Annotated in this window: 16 protein-coding genes; 11 read left to right on the top strand and 5 right to left on the bottom strand. The window is 69.8% G+C overall.

The features are described 5' to 3' along the window. Nucleotides 1–54 precede the first annotated feature (54 nt). From ACEYYH_RS10905 to era, 5 genes are read left to right on the top strand one after another with little or no spacing between them, the layout of a single operon-like run. The gene (locus tag ACEYYH_RS10905) at nucleotides 55–402 is read left to right on the top strand and encodes an HIT domain-containing protein (protein ID WP_116193309.1); all 348 of its coding nucleotides are present in this window, start codon (nucleotides 55–57) and stop codon (nucleotides 400–402) included. 52 nt (nucleotides 403–454) lie between these two features. After that, the gene (locus tag ACEYYH_RS10900) at nucleotides 455–1,486 is read left to right on the top strand and encodes a PhoH family protein (RefSeq protein ID WP_374978202.1); all 1,032 of its coding nucleotides are present in this window, start codon (nucleotides 455–457) and stop codon (nucleotides 1,484–1,486) included. Continuing rightward, nucleotides 1,483–1,953, top strand: coding sequence for an rRNA maturation RNase YbeY (ybeY, locus tag ACEYYH_RS10895; protein WP_116193311.1), 471 nt, complete (start codon nucleotides 1,483–1,485; stop codon nucleotides 1,951–1,953). The genes ACEYYH_RS10900 and ybeY overlap by 4 nt, the downstream gene beginning before the upstream one ends. Beyond that, nucleotides 1,950–3,302, top strand: a complete 1,353-nt coding sequence (locus ACEYYH_RS10890; protein ID WP_374974448.1) for a hemolysin family protein — start codon at nucleotides 1,950–1,952, stop codon at nucleotides 3,300–3,302. Before ybeY ends, ACEYYH_RS10890 begins: the two co-directional genes overlap by 4 nt. Beyond that, a complete protein-coding gene (gene era, locus ACEYYH_RS10885) occupies nucleotides 3,299–4,255 on the top strand; it encodes a GTPase Era (protein WP_374974447.1) in 957 nt (318 codons plus the stop codon). Before ACEYYH_RS10890 ends, era begins: the two co-directional genes overlap by 4 nt. A gap of 6 nt (nucleotides 4,256–4,261) precedes the next feature. On the opposite strand, the gene ACEYYH_RS10880 is transcribed toward era, so the two are convergent. Then, entirely contained in the window at nucleotides 4,262–4,891 is a 630-nt protein-coding gene (locus ACEYYH_RS10880) for a hypothetical protein (protein ID WP_374974446.1), read from the bottom strand. A gap of 261 nt (nucleotides 4,892–5,152) precedes the next feature. Between ACEYYH_RS10880 and leuA the strand changes: the two genes are divergently transcribed. Next, a complete protein-coding gene (leuA, locus tag ACEYYH_RS10875; RefSeq protein ID WP_374974445.1) occupies nucleotides 5,153–6,913 on the top strand; it encodes a 2-isopropylmalate synthase in 1,761 nt (586 codons plus the stop codon). Nucleotides 6,914–7,048: 135 nt separating this feature from the next. Here leuA and ACEYYH_RS10870 read toward each other — a convergent pair whose 3' ends face one another. Genes ACEYYH_RS10870 through ACEYYH_RS10860 form a run of 3 tightly spaced genes read right to left on the bottom strand, consistent with a single transcriptional unit; the run spans nucleotide 7,049 to nucleotide 8,898 of the window. After that, nucleotides 7,049–7,735, bottom strand: coding sequence for a trimeric intracellular cation channel family protein (locus ACEYYH_RS10870; protein WP_374974444.1), 687 nt, complete (start codon nucleotides 7,733–7,735; stop codon nucleotides 7,049–7,051). A 21-nt stretch (nucleotides 7,736–7,756) separates the two neighbouring features. Next, nucleotides 7,757–8,437 carry a hypothetical protein gene (locus tag ACEYYH_RS10865; RefSeq protein WP_374974443.1) on the bottom strand — a complete coding sequence of 227 codons (681 nt, stop codon included), beginning with the start codon at nucleotides 8,435–8,437 and terminating at the stop codon, nucleotides 7,757–7,759. After that, nucleotides 8,434–8,898, bottom strand: coding sequence for a MarR family winged helix-turn-helix transcriptional regulator (locus tag ACEYYH_RS10860; RefSeq protein ID WP_374974442.1), 465 nt, complete (start codon nucleotides 8,896–8,898; stop codon nucleotides 8,434–8,436). Before ACEYYH_RS10860 ends, ACEYYH_RS10865 begins: the two co-directional genes overlap by 4 nt. A gap of 123 nt (nucleotides 8,899–9,021) precedes the next feature. Between ACEYYH_RS10860 and recO the strand changes: the two genes are divergently transcribed. The 5 genes from recO to ACEYYH_RS10835 all read left to right on the top strand — a co-directional run bounded on the left by recO (nucleotide 9,022) and on the right by ACEYYH_RS10835 (nucleotide 13,154). After that, complete coding sequence (gene recO / locus ACEYYH_RS10855) at nucleotides 9,022–9,765, top strand: DNA repair protein RecO (protein ID WP_374974441.1); 744 nt, start codon at nucleotides 9,022–9,024, stop codon at nucleotides 9,763–9,765. Then, a complete protein-coding gene (locus ACEYYH_RS10850) occupies nucleotides 9,762–10,574 on the top strand; it encodes an isoprenyl transferase (RefSeq protein WP_374974440.1) in 813 nt (270 codons plus the stop codon). Before recO ends, ACEYYH_RS10850 begins: the two co-directional genes overlap by 4 nt. Nucleotides 10,575–10,664: 90 nt before the next feature. Further along, nucleotides 10,665–11,441, top strand: coding sequence for a hypothetical protein (locus ACEYYH_RS10845; protein WP_374974439.1), 777 nt, complete (start codon nucleotides 10,665–10,667; stop codon nucleotides 11,439–11,441). Next, the gene (locus ACEYYH_RS10840) at nucleotides 11,438–12,409 is read left to right on the top strand and encodes a hypothetical protein (RefSeq protein WP_374974438.1); all 972 of its coding nucleotides are present in this window, start codon (nucleotides 11,438–11,440) and stop codon (nucleotides 12,407–12,409) included. The genes ACEYYH_RS10845 and ACEYYH_RS10840 overlap by 4 nt, the downstream gene beginning before the upstream one ends. A 64-nt stretch (nucleotides 12,410–12,473) precedes the next feature. After that, on the top strand, nucleotides 12,474–13,154 hold the full coding sequence (locus ACEYYH_RS10835) for a DsbA family protein (protein WP_374974437.1): 681 nt from the start codon (nucleotides 12,474–12,476) through the stop codon (nucleotides 13,152–13,154). 59 nt (nucleotides 13,155–13,213) lie between these two features. Here the strand turns inward: ACEYYH_RS10835 and ACEYYH_RS10830 are convergent, their stop codons facing one another. Further along, on the bottom strand, nucleotides 13,214–13,717 hold the full coding sequence (locus ACEYYH_RS10830; protein WP_374974436.1) for a glutathione peroxidase: 504 nt from the start codon (nucleotides 13,715–13,717) through the stop codon (nucleotides 13,214–13,216). Nucleotides 13,718–13,741: the final 24 nt, after the last annotated feature.

Below are 13,741 nucleotides of genomic sequence, written 5' to 3'. Positions count from 1 at the left end.
GGGGCGGCGGGCCGCAGCCGTCCCCGCGCGCACCCCCGTCGGTAGACTTGCGACATGAGTGAACCGTCGATCTTCACGCGCATCCTGGACGGCGAGATCCCGTCCGAGATCATCGCAGAGACCGAGAACGCATTCGCCATCCGCGACATCGCCCCGAAAGCACCCGTGCACCTCCTGGTGATCCCCAAGACCGGGGAGTACCGCAACGTCGTCGAGCTCGCCGCCGGCGACCCGGACCTCATGGCGGAGCTCGTGGGCCTCGCGAACACGGTGGCCGCCGAGCACTCCGACGGGGATTTCCGCCTCGTCTTCAACACCGGCCCCCACGCGGGCCAGACCATCTTCCACGTTCACGCCCACGTGCTCGCGGGAGGCCTCGAAGAGAAGAGTCTCGGTGCCTGATCAACCTTCCCATGAGACCGTGAGCGACCACGTCGAGGTCGACGGCGTCGCGATGGTGCAGCTGCTCGGTCCGCAGGACCGCCTGTTGCGGGTCGTCGAGAAGGAGCATCCGGGTGTCGACGTGCACGTGCGCGGCAACGAGATCACCCTCACGGGCGAGGCGCCTGACGTCGCGGCGGCGCGGACGCTGGTCGACGAGCTCGTCGCGATGACGAGATCGGGCCAGTCGCTCGGCGAAGACGACGTCGCCTCGTCGAATCGCATCCTGCGCAGCGAGGGCGGACCCCGCCCGTCGGAGGTGCTGGGAGAGGCGATCCTCTCGTCGCGCGGCAAGGTCATCCGCCCGAAGACCCTCGGCCAGAAGGCGTATGTCGACGCGATCGAGGAGAACACGATCGTGTTCGGCATCGGCCCCGCCGGCACCGGCAAGACGTACCTCGCGATGGCGAAGGCCGTCCAGGCGCTGCAGCGCAAGGAGGTCAGCCGCATCATCCTGACGCGGCCGGCGGTCGAGGCGGGGGAGCGGCTCGGCTTCCTCCCCGGCACGCTCACCGACAAGATCGACCCCTACCTGCGGCCGCTGTACGACGCGCTCAACGAGATGATGGACCCGGAGCTCGTCCCCAAGCTCATGGCGACCGGCACGATCGAGGTCGCTCCGCTGGCGTACATGCGCGGCCGCACCCTGAACGACTCGTTCGTCGTGCTGGACGAGGCGCAGAACACCACGCCCGAGCAGATGAAGATGTTCCTCACACGCCTCGGCTTCGGCACGCGCATGGTGGTCACCGGCGACATCACGCAGATCGACCTGCCGCAGGGCGCGTCGGGCCTGCGGCTCGTGACCCGGGTACTCGGCGACATCGACGACATCCACTTCTCGTACCTGACGAGCGACGACGTGGTGCGGCACACCCTCGTCGGCCGCATCGTCGACGCCTACAGCGAGTACGACGAGCGCCGGATCGCCGCGCGGCGCGAGCGGGACGAGGCATCCGAGTTCGCCAACCGCGCCGAGCGCCGCGCCGCCACCGTGCGCGGCGGCGGCCCCCGTGACCACCTTCCGAAGCGAGGACGCCCATGACCATCGAGATCGGCAACGAATCGGGGATCGCCGTCGACGAGACGGTCCTGCTGCGCCTCATGGAGCACAACCTCGCAGAGCTGCACGTCAGCCCCGACGCCGACGTGGCGATCCTCCTCGTCGACGAAGGCGCGATGGAGGCATTGCACGTCCAGTGGATGGACGAGCCCGGCCCGACGGACGTGCTGAGCTTCCCCATGGACGAGCTGCGCCCGGGCACCGAGGACGCCCCGACGCCGGCGGGGCTCCTGGGCGACATCGTGCTGTGCCCGCAAGTCGCCGAGGCGCAGGCGGTCGCCGCCAAGCACTCGACCCTCGACGAGCTCATCCTCCTCACCACGCACGGCCTGCTGCATCTCCTCGGCTTCGACCACGCCGAGCCGGAGGAGGAGCGGGAGATGTTCGGACTGCAGCGCGAGCTCATCACCTCGTTCCAGGCGTCCGAACGCCGACGACCTCGCGCATGACCGCCGCCCTCCTCCTCGTCGCCGCGGCGCTCCTGCTCGCTTTCGGCGCCCTCATGGTCGCGATCGACGCGGCGCTCAGCGTGACCTCCCGCGCAGACCTCGCCGAGCTCGGAGCCGGCGGTCGCAACGCGGCGTCGCTGCGCAAGATCGCCGCCGACCCCGATGCGCACGCCAACGCCGTGATCTTCATTCGGGTGCTCGCCGAGACGACCGCCGCGGTGCTCGTGACCGTCGCGTTCGTGGACCTCTTCAACAGCATCTGGTGGGCCATGCTCGCCGCCGCCGTGCTCATGACCGGCATCTCGTACGTCGTCGTGGGAGCGAGCCCCCGCACGGTGGGCCGGCTCCACGCGAAGGGCCTGCTGCGCGGCGCCGCCCCCGTCATCCGCGGGGTGCGCATCATCCTCGGGCCGCTCGCCCACGGCCTCGTCGCCCTCGGTACGCGCATCACTCCGGGGGCCTCCCGCGGATCGTCGTTCGCGTCCGAGGAGCAGCTGCTCAGCATCATCGACGAGGCAGCCGAGAACGAGCTCATCGAGGAGGACGATCGCGAGCTGATCCACTCGGTGTTCGACTTCACCGACACGTTCGTGCGCGCCGTGATGGTGCCGCGCACCGACATGGTGACGGTGGATGCCTCCACCTCGACGCGTGAAGCGATGAGGATCTTCCTCGAGAAGGGCGTCTCGCGCGTGCCGATCGTCGACGACGACGCCGACGACGTCGTCGGCGTGCTGTACCTCAAGGACCTCGTGCAGTTCGGCTTCCTCGACGAGACCGGCTGGCGGGACGCCCCGATCAGCCGCATCGCGCGCCCCGCGGTGTTCGTGCCCGAGTCGATGAAGGCCGAGACTCTGCTCCAGCAGATGAAGCGCGACGCCGTGCACGTGTGCCTCGTCGTCGACGAGTACGGCGGGGTCTCGGGCCTCGTGACACTGGAGGACCTCATCGAGGAACTCGTCGGCGACATCTCGGACGAGTACGACCCGCGCGGCGAAGAGGTCACGGAGCTCGAGCCCGGCCACTACCGCGTGAGCGCCCGCCTCGGCCTCGACGAGGTCGGAGACCTGTTCGGCCTCGAGCTCGAGGATGAGGACGTCGACTCCATCGGCGGACTCCTCGGCAAGGCCCTCGGCCGCGTCCCGCAGCCGGGCGCGACCGCCGAGTACGCCGGCCTCGTGCTCACCGGCGGAGCCTCCCGCGGGCGCGGGCGCGGCATCTCGACGGTGTTCGTCGAGCGCGGCGACCCCGCAGCGGACGTCGGGCGTTCGCCACGCACCGGCGAGATCCGCATCGTGAGCCCCCGCACCGGCGAGATCCGGCTGCCTCGGAAGGAAGAGACGTCATGACCGAGCACGAGCCCACGCCGGGAGCCGAGCCCGGCTCCGCGCCCTCCCAGGTCCCGGAGCCCGTCGAAGGGCGCTCCGGCTTCGTCACGTTCGTCGGCCGGCCGAACGTCGGCAAATCGACCCTGACCAACGCACTCGTCGGCGAGAAGGTCGCGATCACGAGCGACAAGCCGCAGACGACGCGCCGCGCGATCCGCGGCATCCTGAACCGCCCCGGCGGCCAGCTCGTGATCGTCGACACCCCGGGACTCCACAAGCCCCGGACGCTCCTCGGGCAGCGCCTCAACGACCTCGTCGAACAGGTGCTCGGCGATGTCGACGTCATCGGCTTCTGCGTGCCCGCGACCGAGAAGGTGGGCCCCGGCGACCGCCGCATCGCCGAGTCGCTCAACGGCTACGGGCGTGCAAAGAAGGTCGCGATCGTGACCAAGACCGATGCCGCCACCCGCGAGCAGATCACCGAGAGGCTCATCGAGGTCGACCAGCTCCGGGACGACTGGGCCGCTGTCATCCCGCTGTCCGCCTTCACGCGCGACCAGCTCGACGTGCTGAGCGACGAGCTGCTCACCCTCATGCCGGAAGGACCCGCGCTGTACCCCGAGGGCGTCGTCACCGACGAGTCGACCGAGGACCGCATCGCCGAGATCATCCGCGAGGCCGCCCTCGACGGCGTGCGCGACGAGCTGCCGCACTCGATCGCAGTGGTCGTGCAGGACGTGACGCCTCGCGAGGACTCCGACCTCACCGACATCTACGCCGACATCGTCGTCGAGCGCGACAGCCAGAAGGGCATCATCATCGGGCACAAGGGCTCCCGGCTGCGCGACGTCGGCGCCCGCGCCCGCGCGCAGATCGAACCCCTCGTGGGCACCAAGGTGTTCCTCAAGCTGCACGTGCGCATCGCCAAGGAATGGCAGCGCGACCCCAAGCAGCTCGGTCGCCTGGGATTCTGACGCGGCTCAGCCGTCGATCTCGGTGATCGCCGAGCGGATGACGACCGTGTCGGCGCCGTACTCCGCGTTCGCGGCCTCCTGCAAGCTCCCGTCGTCCCACACCACGTCCACCCACAGCCAGCCGTCCTGCGCACCCGAGCCGAGGTACGCGTCGCCCAGCCTGTCGGGCAGCTCGTCCTGGATGGCCGCGAGCGTCGCCTCGTCGCCCGCGCCGGGCTGCCCGCCCGTGGGATCCTCCGGCCGGATGGGGTCGTACAGCGCGAGGAGGATCGGCGGCCGGCTCGAGGTGAACGTCTCGCCGTCGTAAGTGCCGCGGACGGCATAGGCGCCCCACGTGACGTCTCCCGAGGACTCGGCGCCCTCGATCCCGTCCCACGTCCAGCCTTCCAGCGGGACGCCGGAGCACTGCGGGGGATACGACTCCGCCACCGCACCCAGGCACAGCTCCACCACGCCTGCGGTGTCGAGCACCGTGCCGGTGGCGACGACCTCGCCGTCGGGAGGGACCGGGGTCAACGCCCCCAACGATGCCGGCGCGGGCGTCACGGCGGGATTCGCGCTCGCGCACGCGGCGGCGGCGAGCAGGACGACGATGGCGGTGGCCGCGATGCCGAGCCAGCGACGGAGACCTCTCATATCCCGATGGTGTCGCATCGACCCCGATCGTCTCAGACACCTCGTGCCGCAGCATCCGTTCGTCATCTGTGCGCTCTCCGCCCGAAACGGGGTGTAGCCTGATGACATGCGCTTCGGCGGGCTTCTCCTTCTTAGCCGCCGCGACGAGACCTCGTTCTAGGGCCTTCCTCGTCGCGGAGCTTTGTGTTGGCCCGCATCATCAGGCACTGAGCCGCCCCGATCGGGCTGAGGCTCGGACCACACGAGAGAAGCGACGACATCATGGAGAACACCCAGAAGCCCTCGGGCATGCCGACCCACAAGTATCGGCCGTTCCACGAGCAGATCACCGTGCATCTGCCCGACCGCACCTGGCCCGACCAGCGCATCACGACCGCCCCTCGCTGGTGCGCCGTCGACCTGCGCGACGGCAATCAGGCGCTCATCGACCCGATGAGCCCCGAGCGCAAGCGCATCATGTTCGACCTGCTCGTGAAGATGGGCTACAAGGAGATCGAAGTCGGCTTCCCCTCGGCGAGCCAGACCGACTTCGACTTCGTGCGTCAGCTGATCGAAGAGGACCTCATCCCGGACGACGTCACGATCCAGGTGCTGACGCAGGCCCGTGAGCACCTCATCGAGCGCACCTACGAGTCGATCGCGGGCGCGAAGCAGGCGATCGTGCACCTGTACAACTCGACGAGCACGTTGCAGCGCGAGGTGGTCTTCCGCACCGACGAGCAGGGCATCATCGACATCGCCCTCGAGGGCGCGCGCCTGTGCCGCGAGTTCGAGAAGCGCATCCCCGAGACCAAGGTCTTCTACGAGTATTCGCCCGAGAGCTACACCGGCACCGAGCTCGAGTTCGCGCTGAACGTGTGCAACCAGGTCATCGAGATCTTCGAGCCGACCCCCGAGCGCAAGGTCATCATCAACCTGCCCGCCACTGTCGAGATGGCGACGCCGAACGTGTACGCCGACTCCATCGAGTGGATGAGCCGTCGCCTGGCCCACCGCGAGAACGTCATCCTCTCGCTGCACCCCCACAACGACCGCGGCACGGCGATCGCCGCGGCCGAGCTCGGCTACATGGCCGGTGCCGACCGCATCGAGGGCTGCCTGTTCGGCAACGGCGAGCGGACGGGCAACGTCGACCTGGTGGCCCTGGGGATCAACCTCTTCACGCAGGGCATCGACCCGCAGATCGACTTCAGCGACATCGACCAGGTCAAGCGCACGGTCGAGTACTGCAACCAGCTGCCGGTGCACGAGCGCAGCCCGTGGGCGGGCGACCTGGTGTTCACCGCATTCAGCGGCTCGCATCAGGACGCCATCAAGAAGGGCTTCGAGGCGATGGAGGCCCGCGCCGCAGCCGACGGCGTCACGGTCGACGAGATCGACTGGGCCGTGCCGTACCTGCCCATCGACCCGAAGGACCTGGGTCGCTCGTACGAGGCGGTCATCCGCGTCAACTCGCAGTCGGGCAAGGGCGGTGTCGCGTACCTGCTGAAGACCGACCACTCGCTGGATCTGCCGCGCAAGCTGCAGATCGACTTCTCGGGCGTCGTGCAGGCAAAGACCGACGCCGAGGGCGGCGAGGTGACGAGCGACCAGATCTGGAAGATCTTCACCGACGAGTACCTGCCGTCTGAGGTCGCCGACGAGCGGTGGGGTCGCTTCGAACTGCTGGCCACCAGCACCCGCAGCGACCTGTCGGGCGACGTCGCGCTCGACATCACCCTGCGCGACGGCGACGACCGCTTCGAGGCATCCGGTCGCGGCAACGGCCCGGTGGCCGCATTCCTCGAGATCATCCGCGCACAGGGATTCGACGTGACGCTCTACGACTACGTCGAGCACGCCCTGAGCGCAGGCGGCGACGCGCAGGCGGCCGCCTACATCGAACTCCAGGTCGATGGCGAGCGCCTCTGGGGTGTCGGCATCGACTCGGACATCTCGACCGCATCGCTCAAAGCGATCGTGTCGGGCGTCAACCGCGCCATCCGCACGCGGCAGCGCTCCGGAGCCCTCGCGGGCGTCTGAACGCGAACCGTCGACGGGTGTGCGCGGCTGATCCCGCGCGCACCCGTCGGTGTTCACCGCCGCCGGTCGTTGAGCGACACTTCGGCTCGCTGGCGCTCGCTCAGTGCGGGTCTCCGCGAGTCGAAACGGAACGCCTCAGGGCTTGACGATCGGGATCGTCGACGTCTCCACGGCGACCTTGCGCCGGTAGAGCGCGCGCTGCTCCGGCAGTGAGATGTCGAAGATGACCGCGAGCAGGCGGATCACCGTCGTCACACCGACGCCGATCACCGCCGCCACGACCACGCTCGCGCCGAGCTGCTCGAAGATCGCGAGGACGAGGCATCCGATGCCCGCCGCTGCCGCGTACAGCGAGCTGACGTGCAGGATCGCCACCGGCAGCCCCATGATCACGTCGCGGAGGATGCCGCCGCCGACGGCCGCGCAGACACCGACGAACACGGCGGGCACGAGCGGAAGACCGAGCACGAGCGCCTTGCTCGTGCCGAACGCGCCGAACAGGCCGATGACGAGGGCGTCCAAGCCGACGATGACGGCGTTGAGTCGCTGGAAGAGGCCGGCCAGCAGCATCCCGAACAGGGCAGCGCCGGCAGCGGTGAGCAGGTACCAGTTGCTCTGCAGGGTGGTCGGCGCGACGTTGAGAAGCAGGTCGCGGATGAGACCGCCGCCCATGCCCATGACGATGCCGATGATCGCGACTCCGAGCAGGTCGAGCCGGCGTTCGCCGCGGAAGCCGGAGGCGAACAGGGCGCCTTGGATGCCGCCCAGACCCACGGCGATGAGATCCGCCCACAGGGGGATCACGAAGACCGACGCGTTCACCCCTCCATTGTCGACGGGGGATCAGGGGATGTGGGCGCGCACCGCCGTCAGGAATCCGTCGAGGTCGTCGGTCCACAGCCGCACCGCTTCGATGCGGTCGCGACCCTGCGGAAGTCTCACGTCGAGCGGGTGCTCGAGGCGGATGAGCACGTTCGTCTCGCCGGCGATGCGCGCGGCGAACGTGCGGCCCCCCGGTTCGTCCACGACGGCGGGCGCCTTCTCGACCCGGTGGGGGGAGCGCTCGACGGATTCCACGACGTCCCACGGCAGATCGAGATCGAGCTCTGCGCCCTGTCGCACGCGGATGCCGGCCGGCCCGACCGCGTGGGGTCGGGTGAGGTAGCCGAACAGGAGGCCGAGCATCCACGTCACGCCCCAGATGCCGAGGAGGAGGAGCGGGATGCGCACCCAGACCCAGCGGTGGACGATGAGATCCACGATGGGGATCTCGATCGCCGACAGCACGATGAAGATCACCAGCAGGGTCAGCACGGGGGAGTGGTAGCGGAACGCACTGGCACCCGCGGGGACCCGCGGGCGGCGGAAGACGAAGCGGTAGATGCTCTGGTAGACGCCGAGCTCCATGATCCACGCGCGCCGGGCGAACGTGACCAGCTTCGCCCGCCACGCGGGCGGTGCGGGTACGTCGGGCGTGGGTTCCGGTCGGGGCTGACGTCCGCGTGGCGTGTCGACGGCGCTCACGACGGGTCGCCCTCGTGCGTGCGCGCCTCGTGCTCGGCGATGAGCCGGTTCAGGCGGTCGAGGACGTGCGTCAGTCCCCGCAGAGTCGCCTGCGCCGTGGCCTCGTCGAGGCCGTCGATGAGCTGCGCGCCGAGTTCGGTGTGCTCGGCGTCCATGACGTGCATGGCCTCCTCACCGCGTGGCGTCAGGGTGACGAGCACCGCCCGGCGATCATGCGGGTGCGGCGCGCGGCGCGCGAAGCCGGTGGCCTCGAGCCCGTCGACGAGGGTGGTGACGTTGCGCGGCGTGACCCCGAGCGCGGCCGCAAGCTCGGCCTGGGTGCGCGGGCCCTCGTGGAAGACGAGCCACAGCACGTGGGTGCGGGCGGGGGTGAGGCCCCGGCGGTCGAGCTCGCGCTCCTGATCGGCCCCCAGCACGCCGGACAGCGCGAGCAGCGTGTCGAGAATCTGAGTACCGGACATAGTGAATATACTACACGACACCGTCACCCTGCCGGCAGTGATGCAGGAGTGCCACCGGCCGGCGCGGCGTCACCCGCGGCGCCGCGCCGCCCGATCGCACGGGAGCACAGGGATAATTGACGCGTGCCCACCTACCGCGATGAAGTCGTGGTCCTGCGCACCCACAAGCTGGGGGAGGCCGACAGGATCGTCACGATGCTCAGCCGCCGCCACGGCAAGCTGCGCGCCGTCGCCAAGGGCGTGCGTCGCACGTCGTCGCGCTTCGGCGCCCGCCTCGAGCCGTTCATGGTCGCGGACGTGCAGTTGTACCAGGGCCGATCGCTCGACATCGTGCAACAGGCCGAATCCCTCGGCTCGTACGGCGCCGAGATCGTGGCCCACTACGACCGGTACACCTCCGCGCATGCGATGGTCGAGGCGGCCGACCGGCTCAACGAGGCCGAGGCGACTCCCCAGCAGTACCTGCTCCTCGTCGGAGGGCTGCGTGCCCTGTCGCGCGGCGAGCATGCCGCGCGCAGCGTGCTGGATTCCTACCTGCTCCGTGCGATGGCGCTGTCGGGCTGGGCGCCCGGTCTCGGCGAGTGCGCGCTGTGCGGGCGCCGCGGCCCCCACGACGCCTTCGTCGCCCAGCAGGGCGGCATCGTCTGCCGTGACTGCGCTCCGACCGGCGCCGCCCGCGTCGACGCCGCCACCGTGTCGCTCCTGCAGTCGCTGATGGCGGGGGAATGGGACGTGGTGGATGCTGCGTCCCCGGGGTCTACGGCAGCCGCGTCGGGTCTCATCGCCGCCTACGCGCAGTGGCACCTCGAGCGCGGCATCCGTTCGCTCTCCCACGTCTCGGCAGCCCCGCAGGAAGGCCCCAGGTGACTCCGAAGCCCTACACGCACCGCGACGCGGTGCCGTACCGCCCGCTCGACTGGACCGGGGTCTACCCCCCGGAGTACCCCCGCGGCGCCGTGCCGAACCACGTCGCGATCGTCATGGACGGCAACGGCCGCTGGGCGAACCGCCGGGGTCTCACCCGCATCGAGGGGCACAAGGCGGGGGAGGCGGCGCTGCTCGATGTCGTCGCCGGCGCGATCCAGGCCGGTGTGAAGCACCTCTCCGTCTATGCCTTCTCGACCGAGAACTGGTCGCGCTCACCCGACGAGGTCCGCTTCCTCATGGGCTACAACCGCGATGTGCTGCACCGGCGCCGCGACCAGCTCAACGAGTGGGGCGTGCGCATCCAGTGGGCCGGCCGCAAGCCGCGGCTGTGGGGGAGCGTCATCAAGGAGCTCCAGTTCGCCGAGCAGCTCACCACCGGCAACGACGTGCTGACGCTGACGATGTGCGTGAACTACGGCGGCCGCATCGAACTCGTCGACGCGATGCGCTCGATCGCCGACGACGTCGCCGCGGGGCGGCTCAAGCCGTCGGCCGTGTCGGAGAAGCTCATCCAGCGCCGGCTGTACCGGCCCGACATGCCGGATGTCGATCTGTTCCTCCGGTCGAGCGGCGAGCAGCGCACGTCGAACTTCCTGCTGTGGGAGTCCGCGTATGCGGAGTTCGTGTTCCTCGACACGCTGTGGCCCGACTTCACGCGCGAAGACCTGTGGCACGGCATCGACACGTACCTCGGTCGTGATCGCCGGTTCGGCGGCGCCGTGGACGCCCCCGACGCCTCGACGTCCTGAACCGCACCCGCGGCCGGCGGGGTATCCAGCGAGCGTTCGCGCCCTCATCATTGACGTGAGCCGCGCATGCGGCCGGTCAGGAGGCGCATCATGGCGCTGTCAGGGCCCCGGGTGGGCCTCACCGCGATCCTGAGCCTTGTCGTCGTCCTCGCCCTCGCGGGATGCGGGACGACCGTGACCGCGGAGGAGGCGGGACGCACCACGACGGCGAGCCCGTCACCGCCCGCGGAGGAGACGAACGAGGGCGCCCCCGACGGCGAGACCGACCGCGACGCCGACGACCCGCGGCAGATCGACTCCGACGGCGGCGAGGATCCCGCCCAGGACCGCGTCCGCACGGGCCCCGTCGCCCAGTACGGGGGTCCCGCCTACGGCGATCAGGGCACGGCCGAAGTCCTGGAGGCCGGGCTCTGGTGCAAGACGATCGCAGTGTTCTGGGGCGGCACCGAGCCCATACCCGAGGGGGTCGGCTTCACGTTCGAGAACGCCGTGCCCGATCGGCCCGGCCTCCAGGTGGATGGCGGCGTCTGCGGCACCCGCGGTGCGGATCGCTCGTGCCTCGGCATGCTGGTCCGGGCGAACGAGTCCGGCATCTTCTGCAGTCTCCTCCTGCGCCCCGGCAGCGAGTTCCAGGACGGCACCGCGATCACGTTCCGCGGCACGCTCGAGTGCCCGACCGCCGAGATCTGCGACCAGGTCGCGGCGCGCGAGGTCGCACCGGGCCCGCCGATCATCGTCAACGACCCGGAGCCGTCCGCCGAACAGGAGCAGCCGCAGCAGCAGGAAGAGGAGCAACCGGACGAGGAGCAGCCGACCGAGTCGCCCGATACAGGACAGTCGCCGCCGCCAGGGGAGGAGAGCGGATGACCGATCGCCCGGCGATCACGCCTTCCGAGCCGTCGGCGCCCGAGCATGAGACGCCGCCGCGCGTCGAGCCGCGCCCGATCGAGCCCGGCCTGGGCTTCGAGAAGTGGATGGGCTTCCTCTCCTCGTTCGTGGCTCCGCTCACGCTGGTCACCGCCCTGCTCTTCTACTTCGGCTACGTCTCGACCCGAGAGTTCTTCCGGTACTTCGGGGTCGACGTCGACATCATCGGCCTGAGCTCGCAGGAGTTCGTGATGCGCAGTCCCGGCGCGCTCTTCATCCCGGTCATGGTGCTCACCCTGCTCGCGGCCGCTGCCATCCTCGGTCATCGCGCCCTCCGCAAGTGGCTGCTCGCGCAGCAGCGCCCGGCGCAGCGCCGGGTGATCGGCATCCTCGCGTGGACGGGGATCGGCTTCATCCTCGCCGGCCTCGTCCTGGCCTTCCTCGTGCCGTTCCTCCCGGGCTGGACGTACGGGCAGCTCCTCACCCCGCTGTTCCTCGCGATCGGCGCCGGGCTCGCCGCCTACGCCTCCGCCACGGTGCGCGCGCTCGACCCCTCGAGCGGCGGGCGCGGCGTCGTCGTCCTGCTCGTGCTCGTGATGATCGCCGGCACGTTCTGGTCGACCGCGACCATCGCGCAGTGGTGGGGGCTCGGGCAAGCGCGCTCCCTCGCCGCCGACCTGACGACGCTTCCCGCCGTCGTGCTCGACACGCGCGAGCGGCTCTACCCGGGCAACGACGACATCACGTTCCAGCAACTCGGGGACGAGGCATCCGTCGAAGATCCTGCCGCCGCGCCGCAGACGTTCGGGTACCGCTACTTCGGCCTTCGACTGCTCGCACAGGGCGGCGGACGCCTGTACCTCGTGCCCGATTCGTGGTCGCCGGATGCCTCGACCCTGGTCGTGCCGTACGACGACGTCCGGGTGCGGTTCCGCTTCGTGCCCGACGCCGACCCGCCGACTCCCTGAGGATCCGCACCGCGCCGACGCATTCGACGGAATAGATGCGCGGACACGCGCGGTTGTCCTGAGCATGACGGACGCCATCAAGATCGACGTGTGGAGCGACATCGCCTGCCCCTGGTGCTACATCGGCAAGCGGAATCTCGAGAACGGGCTGGCCGCGGCATCCGCGGACGACGACGCCCCCGCCGTGGAGGTGACGTACCACTCCTTCGAGCTGTCGCCCGATACGCCCGTCGACTTCGAAGGCGATGAGCTCGACTTCCTCGCGAAGCACAAGGGCATGCCGCGCGCCCAGGTGCAGCAGATGCTCGAGCGCGTGACCGGTGTCGCCGCCGACGCGGGCCTCGAGTACCGCTTCGACCTCCTCAAGCACACCAACACCGTGAAGGCTCACGAGCTCCTGCACTTCGCGAAGGAGCAGGGGCGACAGCTCGAGCTCGCGGAGCGCCTGATGTCCGCGTACTTCAGCGAGGGGCGCCACCTCGGTCGCGAGGACGAGCTCGTCGACCTGGCGACGGACGCCGGACTCGACGCCGACGCCGCGCGCGAGGCCCTGCAGAGCGGCCGCTACCTCGACGCGGTGCGCGCCGACCAGGCGCAGGCCGCGGCCTACGGCATCAACGGGGTGCCCTTCTTCGTGATCGACGGCAAGTACGGCGTATCGGGGGCGCAGCCCGCCGAGGCCTTCGCGCAGATCGTGCGGCAGGTGTGGTCCGAGCACCGCGAACCCGCCGACGTCGACGCCTGAGACCTGAACGAGAACAGGCCCGTCGCGAGGAATCGCGGCGGGCCCAGGTGTCTGTGGGATCAGCGGGGCAGGTTCGCCTCGATGACCTCGACGATCGCCGGGTCGTCGGGCTTGACGTTCGGACGGAAGCGATGGATGTCGCCTCCCGGCGTCAGCACGAACTTCTCGAAGTTCCAGACGATCGGGCCCTTCTTGCCCTCGGCATCGCGCGACTTCTTCAGTGCCTTGTACACCGGGGCGGCGCCCGGGCCGTTCACCTTGACCTTGTCGAAGACCGGGAACGTCACCCCCCACGTGACGGAGCAGTACTCGAGGATCTCGTCCATCGACCCCGGCTCCTGGCCCATGAACTGATTGCACGGGAAGCCCAGGACCGTGAAGCCACGGTCGGCGTAGGCACGCTGCAGCTGCTCGAGCTGCTCGTACTGCGGGGTCAGGCCGCACTTCGAGGCGACATTGACCACGAGGACAACCTGGTCACCGTAATCAGAGAGGGTGGCGGTGCCGCCGTCGGCGGTGTCGAAGGGGATCTCGCGCAGGTCGGTGAGCGTGGCCTCGGTCATCGTCCCAGGCTAAGCCCTCTGCAC

This window comes from Microbacterium trichothecenolyticum, from assembly GCF_041938625.1.
Taxonomy (GTDB): domain Bacteria; phylum Actinomycetota; class Actinomycetes; order Actinomycetales; family Microbacteriaceae; genus Microbacterium; species Microbacterium trichothecenolyticum_D.
The sequence above is the reverse complement of the archived record's forward strand: the minus strand, read 5'-3'. Positions and strand labels throughout refer to the sequence as shown.